19 protein-coding genes are annotated in these 19,711 nt (G+C 64.3%); 13 read left to right on the top strand and 6 right to left on the bottom strand.

Annotated elements, in window-relative coordinates:
* The 6 genes from ACUY2Y_RS09515 to ACUY2Y_RS09490 all read left to right on the top strand — a co-directional run bounded on the left by ACUY2Y_RS09515 (window position 1) and on the right by ACUY2Y_RS09490 (window position 5,853).
* A complete protein-coding gene (locus ACUY2Y_RS09515; protein WP_448326054.1) occupies window positions 1–2,064 on the top strand; it encodes a fumarate reductase/succinate dehydrogenase flavoprotein subunit in 2,064 nt (687 codons plus the stop codon).
* Entirely contained in the window at window positions 2,064–2,813 is a 750-nt protein-coding gene (locus ACUY2Y_RS09510) for a succinate dehydrogenase/fumarate reductase iron-sulfur subunit (protein WP_210572816.1), read from the top strand. Before ACUY2Y_RS09515 ends, ACUY2Y_RS09510 begins: the two co-directional genes overlap by 1 nt.
* A 130-nt stretch (window positions 2,814–2,943) precedes the next feature.
* Window positions 2,944–3,321 (top strand): hypothetical protein, encoded by a 378-nt coding sequence (locus ACUY2Y_RS09505; protein ID WP_448326016.1) that lies wholly within the window; start codon window positions 2,944–2,946, stop codon window positions 3,319–3,321.
* 85 nt (window positions 3,322–3,406) lie between these two features.
* Window positions 3,407–4,726: a DUF445 domain-containing protein gene (locus tag ACUY2Y_RS09500; RefSeq protein WP_448326014.1), complete on the top strand. Its 1,320-nt coding sequence runs from the start codon at window positions 3,407–3,409 to the stop codon at window positions 4,724–4,726.
* A gap of 27 nt (window positions 4,727–4,753) precedes the next feature.
* Complete coding sequence (locus ACUY2Y_RS09495) at window positions 4,754–5,500, top strand: CGLAU_01105 family protein (protein WP_448326012.1); 747 nt, start codon at window positions 4,754–4,756, stop codon at window positions 5,498–5,500.
* A gap of 29 nt (window positions 5,501–5,529) precedes the next feature.
* Window positions 5,530–5,853, top strand: a complete 324-nt coding sequence (locus ACUY2Y_RS09490; RefSeq protein ID WP_448326010.1) for a DUF2516 family protein — start codon at window positions 5,530–5,532, stop codon at window positions 5,851–5,853.
* Between the two features lie 24 nt (window positions 5,854–5,877).
* On the opposite strand, the gene ACUY2Y_RS09485 is transcribed toward ACUY2Y_RS09490, so the two are convergent.
* From ACUY2Y_RS09485 to ACUY2Y_RS09475, 3 genes are all read right to left on the bottom strand, one after another.
* Window positions 5,878–6,654, bottom strand: a complete 777-nt coding sequence (locus ACUY2Y_RS09485; protein WP_448326008.1) for an LmeA family phospholipid-binding protein — start codon at window positions 6,652–6,654, stop codon at window positions 5,878–5,880.
* 67 nt (window positions 6,655–6,721) lie between these two features.
* A complete protein-coding gene (locus tag ACUY2Y_RS09480; protein WP_448326006.1) occupies window positions 6,722–7,537 on the bottom strand; it encodes a class I SAM-dependent methyltransferase in 816 nt (271 codons plus the stop codon).
* Between the two features lie 18 nt (window positions 7,538–7,555).
* Entirely contained in the window at window positions 7,556–8,047 is a 492-nt protein-coding gene (locus tag ACUY2Y_RS09475) for a DUF2505 domain-containing protein (protein WP_296148834.1), read from the bottom strand.
* A gap of 24 nt (window positions 8,048–8,071) precedes the next feature.
* Between ACUY2Y_RS09475 and ACUY2Y_RS09470 the strand changes: the two genes are divergently transcribed.
* On the top strand, window positions 8,072–9,139 hold the full coding sequence (locus tag ACUY2Y_RS09470; RefSeq protein WP_448326004.1) for a UDP-N-acetylmuramate dehydrogenase: 1,068 nt from the start codon (window positions 8,072–8,074) through the stop codon (window positions 9,137–9,139).
* Here ACUY2Y_RS09470 and ACUY2Y_RS09465 read toward each other — a convergent pair.
* The gene (locus ACUY2Y_RS09465) at window positions 9,136–10,998 is read right to left on the bottom strand and encodes a long-chain-fatty-acid--CoA ligase (protein ID WP_448326002.1); all 1,863 of its coding nucleotides are present in this window, start codon (window positions 10,996–10,998) and stop codon (window positions 9,136–9,138) included. The two genes, ACUY2Y_RS09470 and ACUY2Y_RS09465, sit on opposite strands and share 4 nt — an antisense overlap.
* 352 nt (window positions 10,999–11,350) lie before the next feature.
* Between ACUY2Y_RS09465 and ACUY2Y_RS09460 the strand changes: the two genes are divergently transcribed.
* Both ACUY2Y_RS09460 and mshA read left to right on the top strand, forming a co-directional pair.
* Window positions 11,351–12,367 (top strand): MinD/ParA family ATP-binding protein, encoded by a 1,017-nt coding sequence (locus ACUY2Y_RS09460; protein WP_448326053.1) that lies wholly within the window; start codon window positions 11,351–11,353, stop codon window positions 12,365–12,367.
* Window positions 12,368–12,393: 26 nt separating this feature from the next.
* Complete coding sequence (mshA, locus tag ACUY2Y_RS09455; RefSeq protein ID WP_448326001.1) at window positions 12,394–13,665, top strand: D-inositol-3-phosphate glycosyltransferase; 1,272 nt, start codon at window positions 12,394–12,396, stop codon at window positions 13,663–13,665.
* Between the two features lie 5 nt (window positions 13,666–13,670).
* Here the strand turns inward: mshA and ACUY2Y_RS09450 are convergent, their stop codons facing one another.
* Window positions 13,671–14,936, bottom strand: coding sequence for a hypothetical protein (locus ACUY2Y_RS09450; protein WP_448325999.1), 1,266 nt, complete (start codon window positions 14,934–14,936; stop codon window positions 13,671–13,673).
* Between the two features lie 153 nt (window positions 14,937–15,089).
* Between ACUY2Y_RS09450 and ACUY2Y_RS09445 the strand changes: the two genes are divergently transcribed.
* Genes ACUY2Y_RS09445 through ACUY2Y_RS09435 form a run of 3 tightly spaced genes read left to right on the top strand, consistent with a single transcriptional unit; the run spans window position 15,090 to window position 17,855 of the window.
* Window positions 15,090–15,836 (top strand): phosphoglyceromutase, encoded by a 747-nt coding sequence (locus ACUY2Y_RS09445; protein ID WP_210572841.1) that lies wholly within the window; start codon window positions 15,090–15,092, stop codon window positions 15,834–15,836.
* 11 nt (window positions 15,837–15,847) lie between these two features.
* Window positions 15,848–17,137 (top strand): sensor histidine kinase, encoded by a 1,290-nt coding sequence (locus ACUY2Y_RS09440; protein ID WP_448325997.1) that lies wholly within the window; start codon window positions 15,848–15,850, stop codon window positions 17,135–17,137.
* 19 nt (window positions 17,138–17,156) lie between these two features.
* Entirely contained in the window at window positions 17,157–17,855 is a 699-nt protein-coding gene (locus ACUY2Y_RS09435; protein WP_448325995.1) for a response regulator, read from the top strand.
* Between the two features lie 13 nt (window positions 17,856–17,868).
* On the opposite strand, the gene ACUY2Y_RS09430 is transcribed toward ACUY2Y_RS09435, so the two are convergent.
* Window positions 17,869–18,735, bottom strand: coding sequence for a hypothetical protein (locus ACUY2Y_RS09430; RefSeq protein ID WP_448325993.1), 867 nt, complete (start codon window positions 18,733–18,735; stop codon window positions 17,869–17,871).
* Window positions 18,736–18,769: 34 nt separating this feature from the next.
* Here ACUY2Y_RS09430 and ACUY2Y_RS09425 point away from each other — a divergent pair, with 34 nt between their 5' ends.
* Window positions 18,770–19,699 carry a Ppx/GppA phosphatase family protein gene (locus ACUY2Y_RS09425; RefSeq protein ID WP_448325991.1) on the top strand — a complete coding sequence of 310 codons (930 nt, stop codon included), beginning with the start codon at window positions 18,770–18,772 and terminating at the stop codon, window positions 19,697–19,699.
* Window positions 19,700–19,711 lie beyond the last annotated feature (12 nt).

The raw sequence follows: 19,711 nt of genomic DNA, 5'->3' as shown, positions 1-19,711 counted from the left end.
ATGAGCACCCAGGCCACCAAGGACCGTCCGGCCGAGGCCAAGGGGGCAACCGACACCCCGGCCGCCGAGAAGGACGAGAACAAGGACTTCACCAACCCGAAGTCCAAGGCCGCCGGCGTCACCCCGGGCAACATCCTGGAGAGCAACGAGCCCAAGGGCATCCCGATGCGCGACATGTGGACCTACCAGAAGGACCACATGGAGCTCGTTTCCCCGCTCAACCGCCGCAAGTTCACCGTCATCGTTGTCGGTACCGGCCTGTCCGGCGGCGCAGCTGCGGCCGCTCTCGGCGAGCTCGGCTACAACGTGAAGAACTTCACCTACCACGACGCTCCGCGCCGTGCGCACTCGATTGCTGCTCAGGGTGGCGTCAACTCCGCCCGCGGCAAGAAGATGGACAACGACGGCGCGTACCGCCACACCAAGGACACCGTCAAGGGCGGCGACTACCGCTGCCGCGAGTCTGACTGCTGGCGCCTCGCTGTCGAGTCGGTCCGCGTGATCGACCACATGAACGCGATCGGCGCTCCGTTCGCCCGCGAGTACGGCGGCGCACTGGCCACCCGCTCCTTCGGTGGCGTCCAGGTGTCCCGCACCTACTACACCCGTGGCCAAACAGGTCAGCAGCTCCAGCTGTCCACGGCATCGGCGCTGCAGCGTCAGATCCACCTGGGCAACGTGGAGATCTTCACCCACAACGACCTGGTCGACTTCATCATCACTGAAAAAGACGGCAAGAAGCGTTGCGAGGGCATTGTCACCCGTAACCTGATCACCGGCGAGCTGGTGCCGTTCACCGGTCACGCAGTCGTGCTGGCCACCGGCGGTTACGGCAACGTGTACCACAAGACCACCCTGGCGAAGAACTCCAACGCCTCCGCCATCATGCGCGCTTACGAGCATGGCGCATACCTGGCGTCCCCGGCGTTCGTGCAGTTCCACCCGACGGGTCTGCCGGTCAACGCAAAGTGGCAGGCGAAGACGACGCTGATGTCGGAGTCCCTGCGCAACGACGGTCGCATCTGGGTCCCCAAGGAGCAGGGCGACGACCGCAACCCGGCCGATATTCCGGAAGAAGAGCGCGACTACTTCCTGGAGCGCCGCTACCCGGCCTTCGGCAACCTGGTCCCGCGTGACGTGGCCTCCCGCGCGATCTCCAAGGAGATCAACGCCGGCCGCGGCATCGGCCCGTTGAACAACGCCGCGTACCTGGACTTCTCCGACGCTATCGAGCGCCTGGGCAAGGACACCATCCGCGAGCGTTACTCGAACCTGTTCGAGATGTACGAGGACTCCATCGGCGAGGACCCGTACGAGGTGCCGATGCGCATCGCCCCGACCGTCCACTTCACCATGGGTGGCCTGTGGACCGACTTCAATGAGATGACGTCCATCGACGGCCTGTTCGCCGCCGGCGAGTGCTCCTGGACCTACCACGGTGCGAACCGCCTTGGCGCGAACTCGCTGCTGTCGGCGTCCGTCGACGGCTGGTTCACCCTGCCGTTCACGGTTCCGAACTTCCTGGCCGGCCACCTCAACGAAGAGGTCCTGAGCCTGGAAGCGCCGGAGGTCTCCGCCGCTGTGACCCGCTCCCAGGAGCTCATCGACCGACTGATGAATATCCAGGGTGCCGAGCCGCACGGCCCGGACTACTACCACGAGAAGCTCGGCGCGATTCTCTACGAATCCTGCGGTGTCTCCCGCAACGTCGAACTGATGGAGAAGGGCCTGAAGGCAGTGCGCGAGCTGCGCCGCGATTTCTGGGCCAACGTGAACATCCCGGGCGAAGCGATGGACATGAACCAGACCCTGGAGAACGCGATCCGTGTCGCGGACTACATCAACCTGGGTGAGCTCATGATCATCGACGCTCTCGACCGCGACGAGTCTTGCGGTGCGCACTACCGCGAGGACCACCTCTCCGAGGACGGCGAGGCAGAGCGTGACGACGAGAACTGGTGCTTCGTCTCCGCATGGGAGCCGGGCGGCGATGAGAAATTCATCCGCCACGCCGAACCTCTGTACTTCGATTCGATCCCGCTGATGACAAGGAACTACAAGTAATGAAACTGACACTTGAGATCTGGCGTCAGGCCGGACCCGACGCCGAGGGCAACTTCGAGACCGTTCAGGTTGACGACGCTGTCGAGCAGATGTCGATCCTGGAGTTGCTGGACCACGTCAACAACAACCGCGTCGAAGCAGGCGAGGAACCGTTCACGTTCGCCTCCGACTGCCGCGAGGGCATCTGCGGCACCTGTGGCGTTTCCGTCAACGGCCGCCCGCACGGTGCAGGCCAGAACACCACGGCCTGTCTGCAGCGCCTGTTCAACTACAAGGACGGCGACACGCTGCGCATCGAGCCGTTCCGCTCGGCTGCGTTCCCGGTGATCAAGGACCTTACCGTGGACCGCTCCGCTCTGGACCGCGTGATGCAGCAGGGCGGCTACGTCTCCATCCAGGCAGGTACGGCCCCGGACGCTGACACCCTGCACGTCAACCACCAGACCGCCGAGAAGGCACTCGACTTCGCTGCCTGCATCGGCTGCGGTGCCTGTGTCGCGGCGTGCCCGAACGGTGCAGCCCACCTGTTCACCGGCGCGAAGCTGAACCACCTGAAGCTCCTGCCGCTGGGCCAGGAAGAGCGTGGCAAGCGCGCACGCCAGATGGTGGACGAGCTGGAGACCAACTTCGGCCACTGCACCCTCTTCGGCGAGTGCGCAGACGTCTGCCCGGCGGGCATCCCGCTGGAGGCTGTCGGCGCGATCAACAAGGAGCGCGCACGCGCGGCATTCCGCGGCAAGGACGACTAAAAAGGGCCCGCCAATGCGGGGAGCGACACAGCGTGCTCCCCGCGGCAGCCCACCTATAATGGGAATCATCGCTGCGGAAGCGGCAAAGGGCACCCCCTCGTAATAGGTACTAGGAAAGAGAGATAGTTCCATGAGTGGACACGCAGGACCCGCACCGGTTGCGGATATTTCGACTGAGAGCTTCCCGGAGTACGGCACCTCCATCCAGGACAGCTACGTCGACGGCTACGACCCGGTGTCGCTGGGCGCTCCGCACTCCTCGCTGGTCAAGCACATCACCTGGGTCGGTATGGCACTGATCCTGGCGTCGCTGGCAGGTTTCGGCACGCTGATCTACGGCGCGGCCACCACGATCTGGGGCCACGGCGCGAGCGAGGACATCTCCGAGATGCTGCTGATCGTCGGCGGCATCTTGACGGCCGTGACGCTCATCGGTGGTTTCGTCACGATCCGTGTTGGCCGCTCCGGCTACCGTAAGTACCGGAAGGCCACCGGCCGCCGGAACTAGTTTCCAAGCCCCGGGGCCCGCTTGAAGCCTCCCACTCGCGCGCACAGGTGTGAGTGGGAGGTTCTTTTGCGCTTTAATACGGTGCATGGGAAAGCATGATCTTGAGGGGCAGGGGGCGTCGATAAGCGGAAAGCTCGCTGTGCCCGGTCCCTCGCCGGAGGTGGAGGCGGAGCGTCGGCGCTCGCTGCGGATCCATAAAGCCTGGGTGACAGGGCTGCTGGTGCTCGCGGCGGCGGTTTATATCGCGTGCGAGTGGTGGATCACGCGCGGTGCGGCGCCCGGCTGGGTGCCGTATGTGCGCGCGGCGTCGGAGGCTGGCATGGTTGGCGGGCTGGCGGACTGGTTCGCGGTGACGGCGCTGTTCCGGTACCCGATGGGCATCCCGATTCCGCACACGGCGCTCGTGCCGAAGAAGAAGGACCAGATCGGCGGCGCGCTCAGCGAATTCGTCGGCGAAAATTTCCTGAATGCGGAGCTGATCACGGAGAAGGTCGCGGAGGCGAACCTCCCGGAACGCACGGGTGCGTGGCTGTCGCGGCGCGAGAACGCGGAGAAGGTTTCCGAGCAGGTCGGTCGCTTCACGGGCAACGCGATCGCGGCGATTGACCCGAAGGATGCGGAGGCGCTGATCAATCACCAGGTGCTCGACCGCATCGCGGAACCGGCGTGGGGGCCGCCGCTGGGCCGCATGCTCGACGGGTTGATCGCGGATGGAAAGGTCGAGCCGGTTGTGCAGGACATCATCTCGTGGGGGCGCGCGAAGGTGGGCACTATGGAGGAGTCGGTGGTCACGATGATCGACGAGCGGATGCCGGGCTGGGCGCCGCGCTTCGCGAAAGAGCTTGTGGGGGAGCGCGTCTACCGCGAGCTGGTGGATTTCATGCGCGAGATCGACACCGACCCCAACCACGACGCGCGCAATGCGATCCGTCGCATCATCGCACAATTCGCGTCCGACCTGCAGTTTGATAGCGACATGATCACGCGCGTCGAGTCGCTTAAAGGCGACATCATGGGGTCTACGGCCGCCAAGTCCGTCGCGGGCGAGATGTGGGGCACTGTCTCGCAATCGCTTATCGACGCTTCCTTCGACCCCTCATCCCCCCTCCGCCGCCGCGTCGTCGAACTGGCGCAGGAATGGGGCGGGCGCATAGCCACCGATCCTGAACTCCGTGCCTCTCTGGACGACCGGATCCAGGGTGCGTCCCGGTTCATCGCCGACAATTACGCCGCCGATATCACCGCCATCATCTCCGACACCATCGAACGCTGGGACGGGCGGGAGGCGGCCGACAAGATCGAGCTCATGGTGGGCAAAGACCTGCAGTACATCCGCGTCAACGGCACAATTGTCGGTGCACTAGCAGGCCTGGTTATTTACACTGTGACGCAGATACTGTTTTAGATTCACGCGCCATAAGGAGACACCGCCATGACCGACAATTCCTCCTCCACTAACCCGTACGATTCTGCCGGCAAGGACAAGGATGCCAATGAAGACGGCATCATGAACACCCTCAAGGGCGCCGGCGAGGCTTCCCTGAACGCGTGGTCCCGCCTGGGCGACCTGGCCGGCGAGTTCGGCCGCAATTTCCGCGCCGACCGCGACGCGGATGTCGCTGGTGGTGCCCACGCCGCCGACACTGAGGATCTCACCGACGACCATGTGGGTTTCAACGACCAGTTCAAGGCCGCCATCGCGAACGCCCGCCAAGCTTACGAGGGTGCGGAAAACGACCGCGATTTCCGCGCTGCTACTGCGTCCCTCGCCGGTGACGCTGAGTCCATCTTCCGGGATTTCGCCGGCAGCGTCACCCGCGCTGCTGACGCCTCCCGCGAGTCCGACCAGGCCGACCAGATGAAGTCCGCCTTCCGCGACGCCGCCGACGAGGTCCGGGAGACCTTCAACGTCGCGGTGAACCAGGTGCGCAACCGCGGCAGCGAGAACGGCGGCGACAAGGCCGCTGCTGCCACGGCGAACGCTGGCGACAAGACCACCGAGGACACCATCGCCGACATGCGTTCGCGTCTCGACGACATGATCAACCGCCTCAGCTCCGTCTTCGACCGCTCCGCTTCCGGCGACGATGCGCCGTCGGTCACCGACACCGCCTCCGATATCATCGACGGTGAAGTCGTCGAGGATCGCGGCTTCGACACTGATCCGAAGAAAAACTAGAACCCGAACGAGAAAGCCACACCTTCCCGATGATGCTGCTCCAGCTTCCGGACCTCACACTGGCCAATTGGATTATCCTCACGCCGGCGCTGCTGCGTGCGCTACTCATGGCTCTCGTGGGGATCGCAGGGCTCGCCGGGGCAGTGATGGTGGGGCTGACACGTCCCGATGCCTTCGACGCAGGCGACCGCATGCCGAAGGCCGCATGGGCAGCCATCTTGATCGCCAGCGGCATCGCCTGCCTGAGCTCGGTTATGTTTCTCGGCATCATCGGCTGCGTCTGCATCGGCGTGTACTTCTTCGATGTCAGGCCGCAGCTGAATAATATCCTTCGCGGAAATTACGGCTGGTAGCTGAACTGCAGTCTGGGGTCGGTGCTAGACAGGCAGTTCGTTGAGATTCACATTCTCCCCAGCGACGGTGATGCGGAACCCGTTATCGATGACCTGGAACTGCTGAATCTGCATCGGTCCCACGACATCCTCATCCAGCCCCTTTTGCAGAGCGTTGCTGACGGCCTCGGAGAAGAAATCCGGCAAGCTGCGTCCCAGAATCTGGGTGGATTCGGCGGTGAATGTCATTTGGTCGTCCACGACCTCGGGGCGCAGCTCCACGCCGAAAGCGCCGTTGGAGAACGTCACGGTGAAGGTTCCTGCGGCCGGGTCGGTGCGGACGTCGGACACGGTGAGGATCTCGTCGTATTCGGCGAAACGGCCGTCCTGGGCCTCATCGAGCGAACGGCGCAGCTCCTGCTGCAGCATGTCGCGGACGAGTGCCTGGGGCAGCTCCGTGTGGAGGACCAACTGTTCAGCGCTGGGGTTGTCAAGGTCGAGAACGAAGCCGGTTGCGTCGATCGTGGCGGGCGGGTTGCCCACGATCTCGTCTCTATCCGGCACGAGTGTCGACGGCACGTCGATGTTGATGTACTGGAGTTTCCCGCGGGCGAGGCCGAGCAAGACGGGGGAGGCGCCGAAGTGGACGGAGGCGTCTTCGCGCATGTCGGCGCTCTCCGGGACCGAATCGCGGACGCTAGCCCGGATCTGCTGCGCGATGAACCCGCGGACGGCGATTTCCGCGAGGAACAGCAGGATGATGAGGCCGACGACAATGCCTAGGAGGATTTTCCATCCCCGGCCAGTGGAAGTGCGGGTCATAGATGCCCATTGTGCGTGAGAGTTCTTATGTTTGACAACCTTTTCCACCGCTGGGAGGCGCGGTAAATCAGCTGTTCGGGGCCACCGTGGACCAATCCACAGTCAACGTGTTGTCCCGTATGCGGCGACGCACAGGTTCGAGGGGCCATCCGGCGTCGATAAGCAGCTGATGAGCGTGGCGCCAACGGACGCGTGGGCCGTGGGGCGCCCAGCCGGAGGAGCGCTCCCACGCGTCATCGGCGGCGGAGAGGAGTTCGTGAATCGGTTCGCCGGGGACGTTGCGGTGAATCAGGGCCTTGGGGAGGCGTTCGGCGATGTCGCTGGGCCGGTCGACGTCGTCGGGGGCCCAGGCGAGGGTGAGGGTACGGGGGTGGGCGGTGGCGTCGATAAGCAGCCATGCGGCGCGGCGGCCGAGTTCGTCGCAGGTGCCTTCGATGAACAGCCCGCCCGGGGCGAGGTGTGAAGCGACGGTCTCCCACGCGCTCACGACATCGTCGACGTCGTACTGCCGCAGGACGTTGAAGGCGCGGACGAGGTGCGGCGTGTACCCGGCGAGTTCGAAGCCGCCGAGTTCGAAGGTGACGCCGTCGCGCGGCGGCAGGACGCGGTCGGGGTGGATTTCCAGCCCGAGAACACGGGTGCGCGGGTTGATCTGCCGCAACCACCCCGCCCATTCGACGGTGGTGGTGTGGGATGCGCCGTAGCCGACGTCCACGGCGAGCGGCTCGCTGACCCCGCGCAGCAGCGACTGGATATCAGGGTGGTAGCGCGTCCACCGGTCGGAGCGCCGCAGCCGGTTGTAGCCCGTCGTGCCGCGCGTAATAACGCCGAATGGCCGGCCATTCCCGCCCTGCGCGCGCAGGTTGTGGGCATGGTCGGCCATTGCTGTAAGGAAGGGGGCTTAAAGGTTCTCAGAGATCCACTTGTCGGTGAGCTCGCCCTCCTGGGTGAACAGGTCCTCGAGCGCCTCAGCGACCTTCGGCTCGATGGCGGGGCCCATGAACGGGATATTCACGGAGGTCTCGGTCTCGTAGTTGAGCTTGGTGGTCTCGCCCTCGCCGGCGAGCTTGATGGAGCCGCCGAAGTCGACCGGGGTGCCCTTCACATCGGCGGTGAACGAGATGTCGGCGTTGTCGCCCTCGAGTGCGCCGATATTGATGACGCGCTTGACCTTCAGCGCCTGGGAGACCATGGCGCGCACGGCCTCGGGCAGCAGGGTCTGCGGGAGAACTTCGTAAAGGGTGACGGAGTTGTCGGTGAATTCGTTGACCTCGCCCGGTTCGGGAGAGAGGTTCGCGGCGATGTACTCCCAGTATTCGCGGGTGGAGTACGCCTTGTGAACCTTCTCGGCGGGCTGGTTGATGGTAACGGTGTTGTCGCTATGAGTAGCCATGCCCCACAGACTACCGTTGTTGTCGTGGCTGAAACATCTGCGACTCATCTGGAATTGGAGCGTTTGGACGGCGTGCGTCTGAAGGATTTGACGACGTTGCGCATAGGTGGTGCGCCGCGCGCGGTGTGGCGCGCACATTCCGCGTCGGAGCTCGCGCACGCAGTTTCGCTTCTCGACGCCGCCCGTGAGCCCCTCCTCATTCTCGGCGGCGGGTCGAACCTCGTGGTGGCCGACGGAGATGTGGACCTGACTGTGGTGATCGCGGGCAACGACTACATTGACGTGCGCCCCGACGGGCTGGTCCGCGCCGGTGCTGGCGCTGTGTGGGACGACGTTGTCGCCGCTGCGGTGGACGCGGGGCTGTCTGGGATCGAGACCCTGTCAGGGATTCCAGGCTCCGCGGGCGCGACGCCGGTGCAAAATGTCGGGGCGTACGGGGCCGAGGTCGGCGACGTGCTCACCCGCGTGCACCTGTATAACCGTGAAACCGGTGAGACTGAGTGGGTGCCGGCCAGTGACCTGGAATTGGCGTACCGCTTTTCCAACCTGAAGTTCACCGGTCGCGCGGTGGTGCTGGAGATCGAATTGCAGCTCACCCCGGCTGAACTATCGATTCCGCTGCGGCATTTGGGCGGAAAGCAGCTCCCGCTGAAAGAAGCCCGCGAGGAGATCCTGCGCGTCCGCGCCGCCAAAGGCATGGTGCTCGACCCGGACGACCACGACACATGGTCAGCGGGGTCGTTTTTCACCAACCCCGTCGTCGCACCGGAACTCGCTGACGAGATCGCCCGCATCGTCGAGGCAGAAAGGCCCGGCGAAGGGGAGACCATGCCCCGGTACCCGCAGGCCGACGGCAAGGTGAAGCTGTCTGCCGCGTGGCTCATCGAGCGCGCTGGTTTTCACCGCGGGTTCCCCGACGACAACGCCCCTGCCCGGTTGTCCACCAAACACACGTTGGCGTTGACAAACAGGTCAGGGGCGGTGGCAGATGACGTCGTCAAGCTAGCGCGCACTGTGCGTGACGGTGTGCGCGAGCGTTTCGACGTCGAACTTGTGCCCGAACCCGTGTGGATCGGGCTGTCGATGGACTAGTTGTCCTCGAGGCGGTGGCGGCCCGCATCGTCGCCGCCGTCAGCGTCCGGCCCCTTCTCAAGCGACCAGCCGTTTTCCTGTTCGCCCTGCTGGATCTGCTCCTCGGTCGGCTCCTCGGGCGTGCCCTCGGCATTCTCGCCGTCAGCGGCCGTGCCTGCGTTGAGGCGGTCGATGAGCGACTGCTGCACCTCGCGACGACGAATCTTGCCCGTCATATCGCGGTTGAGCTCCTCGAAGTGGTAGAACGTGCGCGGCACCTTGTACGGAGTGAGGCGCTCGCGGGCGAAGTCCTGCAGGCCCTGCGGATCCAGCGCGGCGCCCTCCTCGAGCGTGACACACGCGACGACGTCCTCGGAACCGTCCTCGCGCGGACGGCCGACGACTGCGATATCCGCGATGTCGCGGTGCGCACGCATCACGTTTTCCACCTCGTCCGGGTAGACGTTGAAGCCGCCCGTAATGATCATCTCCTTGATGCGGGAGACCAGGCGGATCCAGCCGTCTTCCTCCATGACGCCCATGTCGCCGGTGCGGAAGTAGCCGTCGACGAATGCCTTCTCGTTGGCCTCCGGCTTGTTCAGGTAGCCCTTCATCACCTGCGGACCCTTGACCAGGACCTCGCCCGGCTCGCCGTCCGGCATCAGCTCCGTCGGGTTGTCCGGGTCGACGATGCGCACCAAGGTGTTCGGGAACGGCACACCGATGTAGCCCGGGCGGCGGCTGCCATCCATCGGGTTCGCGGTGACGATCGGGGCGGTCTCCGTCAGGCCGTAGCCCTCCACGAGCTTGCCGCCCGTGATCTTCTCCCAGCTCTCGATCGTGGACACCGGCAGGGTGGAGGCGCCAGAGAAGGAATTGCGGATCGACGACAGCTTCTGCCCCTTCTCAGCAGCCGAGGCAGCGATCCGCTGGTACAGAGTGGGGACGCCCGGGACGAATGTCGGCGGGTTGCGCTTCAGCGCGTCCTGGATCAGATCCGGCTCCGGTGCCGGCAGCAGCGTGATCTCCGCGCCGACCAGCAGACCCAGGCCCAAGTTCAGGGCAAGGCCGTAGACGTGGAACAGCGGCAGCACCGCCAGGACCTTCTCGTCTTCCTTGCCCAGGTCCTTCATCCAGGCGCTGCCGGCCTTCATCTGGTGGTTGAAGTTGCCGTGGGTGATCTGAGCGCCCTTCGGCTCACCGGTGGTGCCGGAGGTGTACAGGATAACGGCGGTGGTGTCCTGGGTGATTTCCGGAGTCTCGAGGTTGTGGCCCTCGCCGCCGATCGCCGCGGACAGCAGCGTTTCGAACGGAATGGTGTCCGGTGCCGGGCCGGAGAGCTTCTTGCGGGATTCGCGCAGCTTCTTCAGCGGCACGTACTTCAGGGCCAGCTCCATGTACTTCGGCATGGCCTTGGTCATGTCAACGGAAACAATGGTCTCCAGCGGGGTATCGCCGCGCAGGACCGCCAGCTCCTCGACGGCCTTGTCCCACATGATGGCTACGCGGGCACCGTGGTCGTTGAACTGGCCACGCAGCTCATGCGCGGTGTACAGCGGGTTGTGCGCCACGACGGATGCGCCGAGACGGAGCACCGCCAGGAAGGAAATGACGAACTGGGGGCAGTTCGGCATGACCAGCGCGACGCGATCGCCCGGGCGAACACCGAAGGCCTTCAGGCCGGCGGCACAGCTGCGGACCTGCTTGTCCAGCTCGGAGTAGGTGATCGTGCGGCCGAAGAACCACATAGCGTTCTTGTAGGACCGCTTGGAAAGGGTCTCTTCGTACAGGTCCAGAAGCGTGTCGTCGCCGAGATCGACTTCCGCGGGGGTCCACTCCGCGTAGCTCGACAGCCAGGCTTTTTCCTCAAATGCCGACAATGGTCTGCCCTCCGTAAATGTGTCTCGTCAGTAGGTCGTACGGCGGTTAGTAAATTTCCGATTGATTTACTCCGACAAAGTATATAAGTGATTTCAGTGGGTTGTCAGATAATTTATGATCTCGGTCACGAATCGGGGGGCGATGAGGGGTGCGGCTCACGTCCGTAGGTGCTCCGTTGCGCACTGAAGTAGACATTCTCGACCCCACGGTTGCGGCAGACCCACGTAGTGTCACTTGTGGGAGTCACTCAGCAAAGAGATGCCTTGGGGGGTAGAGCACGTGACTGATATTCAGGCCGAGATCCAATACCGTCGCTACGCCAACACCGGATTAGGGGAGTGGGTGCCAGAAATGGGGGTGGGGCTGCATCGCGCGCCTGAGCGGCAGGAACCGCCGGCGGCAGCACCCGAGCCCGTGGAGGTGCACGAGCCGCAGCAGCCCCAACCGCTCGATTACGTCGATATTGTGCGTCGTCCGGTGAAGGCGCCGCCGCGGCAAGGCTGGCGCAGACTCGTCCACGGGGCGACGGGCGGGAAGGTGAACCCGGGGCAGTCGCACCGGGAGGAGCAGCGTGCGCGGGTGACAGATGCGATCCGGACGCCATTGCGCGGTGATTACCGCATCGCGGTGATGTCGCTGAAAGGAGGGGTGGGCAAGACCACGACGACGGTGGCGCTGGGGTCGGTGCTGGCGCAAACACGCGGGGACCGGGTGATAGCGATCGACGCGAACCCGGACTTCGGCACCCTGGCCCAGCGTGTGGCTGCGCCGGGGCCGGCGACAATCAGGGACCTGCTGCAGGCGGAGGACACGTCGCGGTACGCGCAGATCAAAGCATTCACCACGCAGGGGGCTTCGCGCCTAGAAGTGATCGGCAGCGAGCGGGACCCGGCGGTGTCGGAAGCGTTCAGCGAGAATGATTACCGCCGTGCGGTGGATATTCTCCAGCACCACTACAACTTGATTCTCACGGATTGCGGGACGGGGCTGATGCACTCGGCGATGGCGGGTGTTCTCGACCTCGCGCACACGCTAGTGCTGGTCAGCTCACCGGCGCTGGACGGAGCGCAGTCGGCGGCGGCGACGCTGGATTGGCTGGAGCTGCACGGGTACGGCCGGTTGGCGGCGAATGCCGTCGTGGTGGTGTCCGCACCGGCGACCCAGAAGACAGCCGTCGACATGGAGGCAGTGATCGCGCATTTCGCGGCGCGAACCCGGGCGGTGCACGTCGTTCCGTTCGACCCGCATTTGGCGGAGGGCGCGGTCGTGGACATCGAGCGGCTGAGGCCGAATACACTGCGCGCGTACCGCAATCTGGCGGCGATGATCGCGGTGGACTTCGATCAGTGGCACAAGCACGCGCGCTAGACGCGGAACTTTCTAGACTTGGGTGCATGCGCGTCGCGATGATCTCCATGCACACCTCCCCGCTCGAACAGCCGGGCTCGGGTGATGCGGGCGGAATGAATGTCTATGTCCTCAATATTGCGCGCGAGCTCGCGGCGGCGGGCGTGGAGGTGGACGTGTTCACCCGCGCGACGAGGCCGAGCCAGGGCGAGGTCGTCGACGTCGCAGACGGGTTACGGGTGATCAACGTCGTGGCAGGTCCGTACGAGGGCCTGGCCAAGGAGGATCTGCCCACGCAGCTGGCGGCATTCGCTGGCGGAATCGTCCAGTTCGCGCGGAAGCAGGGCTGTGATTATGACCTGATTCATTCGCACTATTGGCTCTCTGGCCAGGTGGGATGGCTGTTGCGTGATTTGGTGCGGGTGCCGCTCATCCATACCGGGCACACGTGGGCGGCGGTGAAAAATGCCGCGCAAAAGAGCACAGGCGGGGCCCAGGGGGAGACAGAGGCGCGGCGGATTTGCGAGCAGCAGCTGGTGGATAACGCGGATGTGCTCGTGGTCAACACCGACGATGAGATTGACCAGCTCAGCCACCATTACGATGTCGATCCGTCGCTGATCCGCGTGGTCACTCCGGGGGCGGACACGCACTTGTTCACGCCGGGCACGAACCGCAATACGGAGCGGGCGCGGCGCCATCTGGGCATCCCGGTGGACAGCCAGGTGGTGGCGTTCGTGGGCCGGTTGCAGGAATTCAAGGGGCCGCAGGTGCTGCTCCGGGCTGCCGCGGAGATGGTGGAGCGGGATCCGGAGCGGAATATCAGGGTGATTGTGTGCGGTGGGGCGTCGGGAAGCGATGCGTCGGTGGATTATTACCGCGCGCTCGCACACAAGCTGGGGCTGAGCCGCACAGTGCGTTTTTTGGGGCCGCGCCCGCCGGAGGAGTTGGTGGCGGTTTATCAGGCCGCGGATCTCGTGGCGGTGCCCAGCTATAACGAGTCTTTCGGCCTGGTCGCGGTGGAGGCGCAGGCGACGGGCACGCCGGTGGTTGCCGCGCGCGTCGGCGGGTTGCCGCTCGCTGTCGCGGACGAGGAGACGGGGGTGCTTGTCGACGGGCACGATGCGGATGCGTGGGCGGATGCGCTTGCAAGCTTGCTTGACGACGACGCCCGTCGTCTCTCCATGGCCGAAGCCGCCGTCGGACGCGCCGCCCAGTTCAGTTGGTCGGCCTCGGCTGCTGCGCTGAAGCAGGTGTACGAAAAGGCGCGGTCAGGCTTCGAGCCCACGACCGAGCGCCGCCACGCCACCGGAGACTAACTGGCTTAGTTGTAGCCCATCTCGTCGAGCGCCCAGTTCAGGCCGGCACTGGCGATATTGTCCGCGTGAGCGGATGCGTAGGAGCCGGCGATGGTGCCGAAGCGGTTGACGGTGTCGCCGACCTCGGCAGGGGTGGCACCGCCGGTGGCGAGAGCGACGGTGGCGGACACCGCCAGGGTCCGCGTGTCGTCGGCGATGGTGGCGGCGTCGCGCTGCGCTGCGCTCACGACACCGTCGAACTGCTCCTTCGGGCTCGGCGGGGTGATCGCTTCTTCGGGCAGGCCCGGGTTCTTGTCCCGCAGGTACTGCTCGATCTCGGCTTTTTCTTCCTCGCCGGGGACGAAGTCGGCGCGCTCGTCGGCAGGGGGCGCCGGGGTGAATTTCTCGTTGACCTGGCCGTCGGGGATGCCGTAGCCCTCTTCGAGAGCACGGTCGGCGCGCTGCGCAGCACCGATCGGGCCGATGCCCAGGGAGGTCATGCCGACGATCTTGCCGGTCTTCGGGTCGTAATTCACGCCGCCGGAATCACCGGGCTTGTAATCGAGGGCCCAGCTCCACACCGTGTCGGAATTGTAGGCCAGCTGGTAGCCGCACTTACGTGCGCCCATCGCACCGTCCTTGCACACCGGCTGGCCGAAATTGTCGAGGCGGATCTGGCCGGGCGCGAGCGTCGGGTAGTCGCGCACACCGGTCATGGGGACCGGGGTGCTGGGGTGGCCGCCGAATTTATCGCGGGAGGCAGCGGCTCCGTCGGCGGACGTGGACGGATCCAGCACCACAATGCCCCAGTCGGTGGAGTTGCGGGCTTTACGAAGGGACGTCGATAAGCCGTCGTACCCACTTGGGACGTTGACCGTGTGCACAAGACCTGTGCCCCCGACGCGCTGGTAGCCGCCCCGGACGGGCGCGTAGACATCCTGTCCCATGAGGACGCCCTGATCGGAAATGCCCGTCACGCAGTGGCCGGCGGTGAGCATGACGCGCTGCTTGTCGCCGCTGTCGAGAGCGACATCGCCGACGGGGCCCTGCGTGCACGTCTTCGTGAACATCTCGGGGTGCGTGTCCAGGCCCGTCGTCTCGCGAACATCCGGATACTCCGGGCCGAACGGATATTCGACGTCGTATGGGCGCACGCGCATGGGTGCGCCAGGTGCCGCAATGGCGTTCACCTGCTTCTCAGTACCTGAATCGGGGACCGCCTGGGCGATCGGAGTGACACTCAGCGCGAGGCCGAGAAGGGCAACTTGAGAAACAATTCGACGCACAATCACACAAGTGAATGTAGACCACTTAGGCCCCTTCCGTGGCGCCTCAAACCTGTGAATCCTGTTGCTCCTGTTCGCACGGGAACATGGCCGCATCACCCCCGCACCCCCTTGTCCGAACCGCAGCGGGAAGCGCATGAAACTGGCATGCTGGAGATCATGAGCAACGGAAAGCTAATCCTCGTCCGCCACGGGCAAAGCCAGTGGAACGAATCCAACCAATTCACCGGCTGGGTCGACGTCGACCTGACTGAAAAAGGCGAAGCTGAAGCCGTCAACGCCGGCAAGCTGATGAAGGAAAAGGGGATCCTCCCCGACATCGTCTTCACCTCGCTGCTGCGTCGCGCGATCCGCACCGCCAATATCGCGCTGAACGAGGCTGACCGGCACTGGATCCCGGTCGAGCGCAACTGGCGCCTCAACGAGCGTCACTACGGCAAGCTGCAGGGACTGAATAAGGCTGAGATCCGCGAGGAATTCGGCGAAGAGCAGTTCATGGAGTGGCGCCGCTCCTACGACACTCCGCCGCCGGAGATCGATACGGATAACGAATACGCGCAGACCGATGACCCGCGCTACTCCTTCCTGCCTGAGGTGCCGCGCACCGAGTGCCTGAAGGACGTCGTGGAACGTTTCACCCCGTACTACATCGACTCCGTGCTGCCGGAAGTGCTCGCCGGTAAGAATGTCATGCTCGCAGCGCACGGCAATTCCCTGCGCGCGCTGGTGAAGTACCTGGACAATATCTCCGACGAGGACATCGCCGGCCTGAACATCCCGACCGGCATGCCCTTGGTCTACGAGTTCGATGCCGAAGGCAACGTGACCAACCCGGGTGGCACCTACCTCGACCCGGAGGCCGCCGCTGAGGGCGCTGCTGCCGTGGCCAACCAGGGGAATAAGTAACTTTCGTCTCCGTGAACACTCTTCTCGCTTTCCTCGCGGGAGTGGCAGTTGCCGCCCTCGTCGCCGTCGGATCCCTTAGGTACCGACAGTGGCGGGGGCGCAGCCGTGCGCAGATCAACGCCGAAGAAACCAAGGTCCGCACGGTCAGCCAGATCCTGCATTTGGTCATCCAGGGTTCGCCGACGGGTATTACCGTCGTCGGCCGCAAGGGTGAAGTGATTCTGTCGAATGCGGCAGCGCACCACATGTCGATCGTGCACGACCGCACCTTGAACCCCGAGGTGTGGAACGTAGGCAAGAAGGTCTTCGCCGATGGCGACGCTCGCGACCTGGAGATGAACCTGAAGAACCGCTCCACCGGCAGCCGCGTCAACAATGTGAGTGCTGTGGTGCAGCCGTTGACGCTGTCGGAGACGGAGCACATCATCGTCTACTCCATGGACGAGTCGGAGAATGTGCGCATGGAATCCGCGCGACGCGATTTCGTCGCCAATGTCTCCCATGAGCTGAAGACTCCGGTGGGCGGTATGTCGCTGCTGGCGGAAGCGCTGCTCGAAGACCCCGACGACCCGGAACTGGTGAACTACTTCGGCGAGAAACTGCTGGGTGAGGCGCACCGCATGGGCGCGATGATCGCCGATTTGATCAATTTGTCCAAGCTGCAAGGAGCTGAGGCTCTGCCGGAGATGGCGCCGGTGCGGGTCGACGACATTATCGATGAGGCGGTGGAGCGCAACCAGCTCACCGCCGACAACAACGAGATCGAGCTGAACCGCGGCGAGCGCTACGACACCCACGTCGTGGGCGATAAGTCCATGTTGGTCACGGCCTTGTCCAATTTGATCTCTAATGCGATCAACTATTCGCCGAAGGGCAAGGCGGTCAGCGTCACCCAGAAGGTCGTGCGCGACTCGGTGGTGCTGATCCGCGTCACGGACCGCGGCATCGGCATTGCCCCGGAGGATCAGAAGCGCGTTTTCGAGCGTTTCTTCCGGGTGGACAAGGCGCGCTCGCGGCAAACAGGGGGCACGGGTTTGGGATTAGCCATCGTTAAGCATGTGGTGGCGAACCATGGCGGTAATATCAAACTATGGTCCAGGCTCGGCACTGGATCGACGTTCACGATCGAGCTGCCGGTCTTTGCTCCCGAGAAGCTCGCTTCTGCGGTGGTGCCGGAGGAGATCGCGAAGCTGGACAGCCTCGAAAACGGGGATGGGTCCGATTCGAAGCTGGCCAAGACCTCGCCGGTCGCCCGTGTGGTGGCGCGCCGGCGGGAGAAGGACCAGGACAAAGAAGGTTAGAGAAGGTTAAGGACACGCAATGACAACGACCATCCTGATTGTCGAGGATGAGGAATCGCTGGCTGATCCGCTTGCTTACCTCCTACAGAAGGAAGGTTTTGAGGCTCTCGTCGCTGCAGACGGGCAGACCGCTCTTTCTGACTTTGCCGCGAACGACATCGATCTCGTCCTGCTGGATTTGATGTTGCCGGGCATGTCAGGCACTGACGTGTGCAAGAAGCTGCGCGCGACGTCTGATGTGCCGATCATCATGGTCACGGCGCGCGACTCGGAGATCGATAAGGTCGTCGGTCTGGAGCTCGGCGCGGATGACTACGTGACCAAACCGTATTCGACCCGCGAGCTCATCGCCCGTATCCGCGCGGTGCTGCGCCGTCGCTCTGATGTCTCCGAGCCGGAGTCGAAGACTACATCGGAGAACGTGCTGGAGGGCGGCCGCGTCCGCCTCGACGTCGAGCGTCACACGGTCTTCGTCGACGAGACTCCGGTGCCGATGCCGCTCAAGGAATTCGACCTTCTCGAGTACCTGATGCGCAACACCGGCCGCGTGCTCACCCGCGGTCAGCTCATCGACCGGATCTGGGGTTCGGACTACGTCGGCGACACGAAGACGCTCGACGTGCACGTGAAGCGTCTGCGCACGAAGATCGAGAAGGAGCCGTCCCGCCCGGAGCAGCTCATCACTGTCCGCGGCCTGGGCTACAAATTCGAGGCGTGATGCCGCGGCGGCATCACGAATGAGCGGAGCGCGTCGCCGGGTGCACGGATTTCGCGTCCGCGGGCAGAGCGGCGCGAGCTTTGCAGTGCTTTTCGACGATCGCGTACGGCTTTTCACCGATCAACTGCACCAACTCGTCCCGCATTGACTGCCACACCGGCGTGCTGTTGCCGGAATGGCAGGCGGGGTCGTTGGTGCACCACCAGTCGAAGTCCTCGCCGCCGTCGCCCCACTGACGCCGGTCGTATTCGCCGATGGTGGTGCGCAGGATCTCCTGGCCGTCGGAGCGCTCCTGCCATTCGTCTTCGCGGGAGAACGGCACCTGCCAGCACACTTCCGGCTTCGAGCCGATGATATTGCGTCCTTCCGCCATCGCCCACTGGTGCAGTGCGCAACCGGGGCCGGTGGGGTGGCCGTGGCGGTTGGCGAAGATGCACGCGCCGTCGACAAGCGTTGTCTTTAGCGACGGTTCTTCTTCGTCGTCGTCCCATTCCAGCCATGGCTCCAGCACGACCGGGTCGCCGGCGGCGAGATAGCTGTCCACGTCGTCGGGGCGCAGCTGCCAATATTTCGCGGGCATTTCAGCGACGGCGTTGTAGAGGTCGTCGCGGTCTGTCTCGTCGGACAAGTAGGCCCCGTGGATGCAGCAGCCGACGACGGGCAGGTCTTCCGAGATACCCCGGCATTGGGGGGTGCCGAAGCGGCACGACCACGTGGATTCGAGCCACGTCAGGTCGATGCTGAAGTAGTGGTGCGGATCGTCCGGGTGGGTGAATTCGAACCATTCACGCGGAAAATCCGGCGGTAATTCGTGGCCGGCGCGGATTGATTTACCGGCGGGGGAGTTCTTCGGAAACCCAAGAAACACAGGTTGATTCACACTGCACCACGGTAGACGGTCTAGGGTTGACCCTGTGCGACTAGGTGTATTGGACGTGGGCAGCAATACTGTCCACCTTGTGGCTGTAGATGCCCGCAGTGGTGGACGTCCGACCCCCATGAGCGACTGGAAGCAATCGCTTCGTCTCGTGGAGATGTTGGATGATGACGGCGCTATCGACGACAAAGGCGTCAAGAAGCTGACGGAGGCGGTGCAAGAGGCAGCCGATCTGGCTGACAACCTCAAGTGCGAGGAATTCCTCGCCTTTGCCACCTCCGCAGTCCGCTCGGCGGCGAATTCGGACGACGTGCTGGACCACGTGGAGAAGAAGACGGGTGTGCGCCTGAAGGTCCTCTCCGGCGAGGATGAGGCGCGCTTGACCTTCCTCGCGGCGCGCCGCTGGTACGGCTGGTCCGCCGGCCGGATCACCAACCTGGATATCGGCGGCGGTTCGCTGGAGATCTCCACCGGTACCGACGAGGTTCCCGATGTCGCCGTGTCCCTCGATTTGGGCGCTGGCCGTCTCACGCACGAGTGGTTCGAGACGGACCCGCCGGAAAAGAAAATGGTCAACACGCTGCGCGACTACATTGACGCGGAGTTGTCCGCCGTCGCGGACGATTTCCTCGACCAGGGCGAAGCAGGCTTGGCCGTGGGCACTTCGAAGACGTTCCGCACGCTGGCACGCCTGACTGGTTCAGCCCCGTCATCGGCAGGTCCGTACGTCAAGCGCACGCTCACCGCGCCGGGTCTGCGGCAGCTGATCGCCTTCATCACCCGCATGACGGCATCGGACCGCGCCGAGTTGGAGGGCGTCAGTTCAGACCGCTCCCACCAGATCGTGGCAGGGGCCCTCGTTGCGGAAGCAACGATGCGCGCACTTAATCTTGATAAGTTAGAAATCTGTCCGTGGGCTTTGCGCGAAGGCGTGATCCTCCGACAAATCGACAAAGGTCAGAATTAAGGAGACTACGAG

Source organism: Corynebacterium sp. 20-84, assembly GCF_053479455.1.
This window is presented reverse-complemented; position numbering and strand designations above follow the sequence as displayed.

Bases quoted from the DNA above. Each gene is read 5' to 3' on its own strand.
- ACUY2Y_RS09505 (WP_448326016.1), top strand. From the start codon at position 2,944: ATGAGTGGACACGCAGGACCCGCACCGGTTGCGGATATTTCGACTGAG.
- ACUY2Y_RS09485 (WP_448326008.1), bottom strand. From the start codon at position 6,654: ATGACCCGCACTTCCACTGGCCGGGGATGGAAAATCCTCCTAGGCATT.
- ACUY2Y_RS09495 (WP_448326012.1), top strand. From the start codon at position 4,754: ATGACCGACAATTCCTCCTCCACTAACCCGTACGATTCTGCCGGCAAG.
- ACUY2Y_RS09515 (WP_448326054.1), top strand. From the start codon at position 1: ATGAGCACCCAGGCCACCAAGGACCGTCCGGCCGAGGCCAAGGGGGCA.
- ACUY2Y_RS09475 (WP_296148834.1), bottom strand. From the start codon at position 8,047: ATGGCTACTCATAGCGACAACACCGTTACCATCAACCAGCCCGCCGAG.
- ACUY2Y_RS09460 (WP_448326053.1), top strand. From the start codon at position 11,351: ATGGGGGTGGGGCTGCATCGCGCGCCTGAGCGGCAGGAACCGCCGGCG.
- ACUY2Y_RS09510 (WP_210572816.1), top strand. From the start codon at position 2,064: ATGAAACTGACACTTGAGATCTGGCGTCAGGCCGGACCCGACGCCGAG.
- mshA (WP_448326001.1), top strand. From the start codon at position 12,394: ATGCGCGTCGCGATGATCTCCATGCACACCTCCCCGCTCGAACAGCCG.
- ACUY2Y_RS09480 (WP_448326006.1), bottom strand. From the start codon at position 7,537: ATGGCCGACCATGCCCACAACCTGCGCGCGCAGGGCGGGAATGGCCGG.
- ACUY2Y_RS09500 (WP_448326014.1), top strand. From the start codon at position 3,407: ATGGGAAAGCATGATCTTGAGGGGCAGGGGGCGTCGATAAGCGGAAAG.
- ACUY2Y_RS09445 (WP_210572841.1), top strand. From the start codon at position 15,090: ATGAGCAACGGAAAGCTAATCCTCGTCCGCCACGGGCAAAGCCAGTGG.
- ACUY2Y_RS09490 (WP_448326010.1), top strand. From the start codon at position 5,530: ATGATGCTGCTCCAGCTTCCGGACCTCACACTGGCCAATTGGATTATC.
- ACUY2Y_RS09435 (WP_448325995.1), top strand. From the start codon at position 17,157: ATGACAACGACCATCCTGATTGTCGAGGATGAGGAATCGCTGGCTGAT.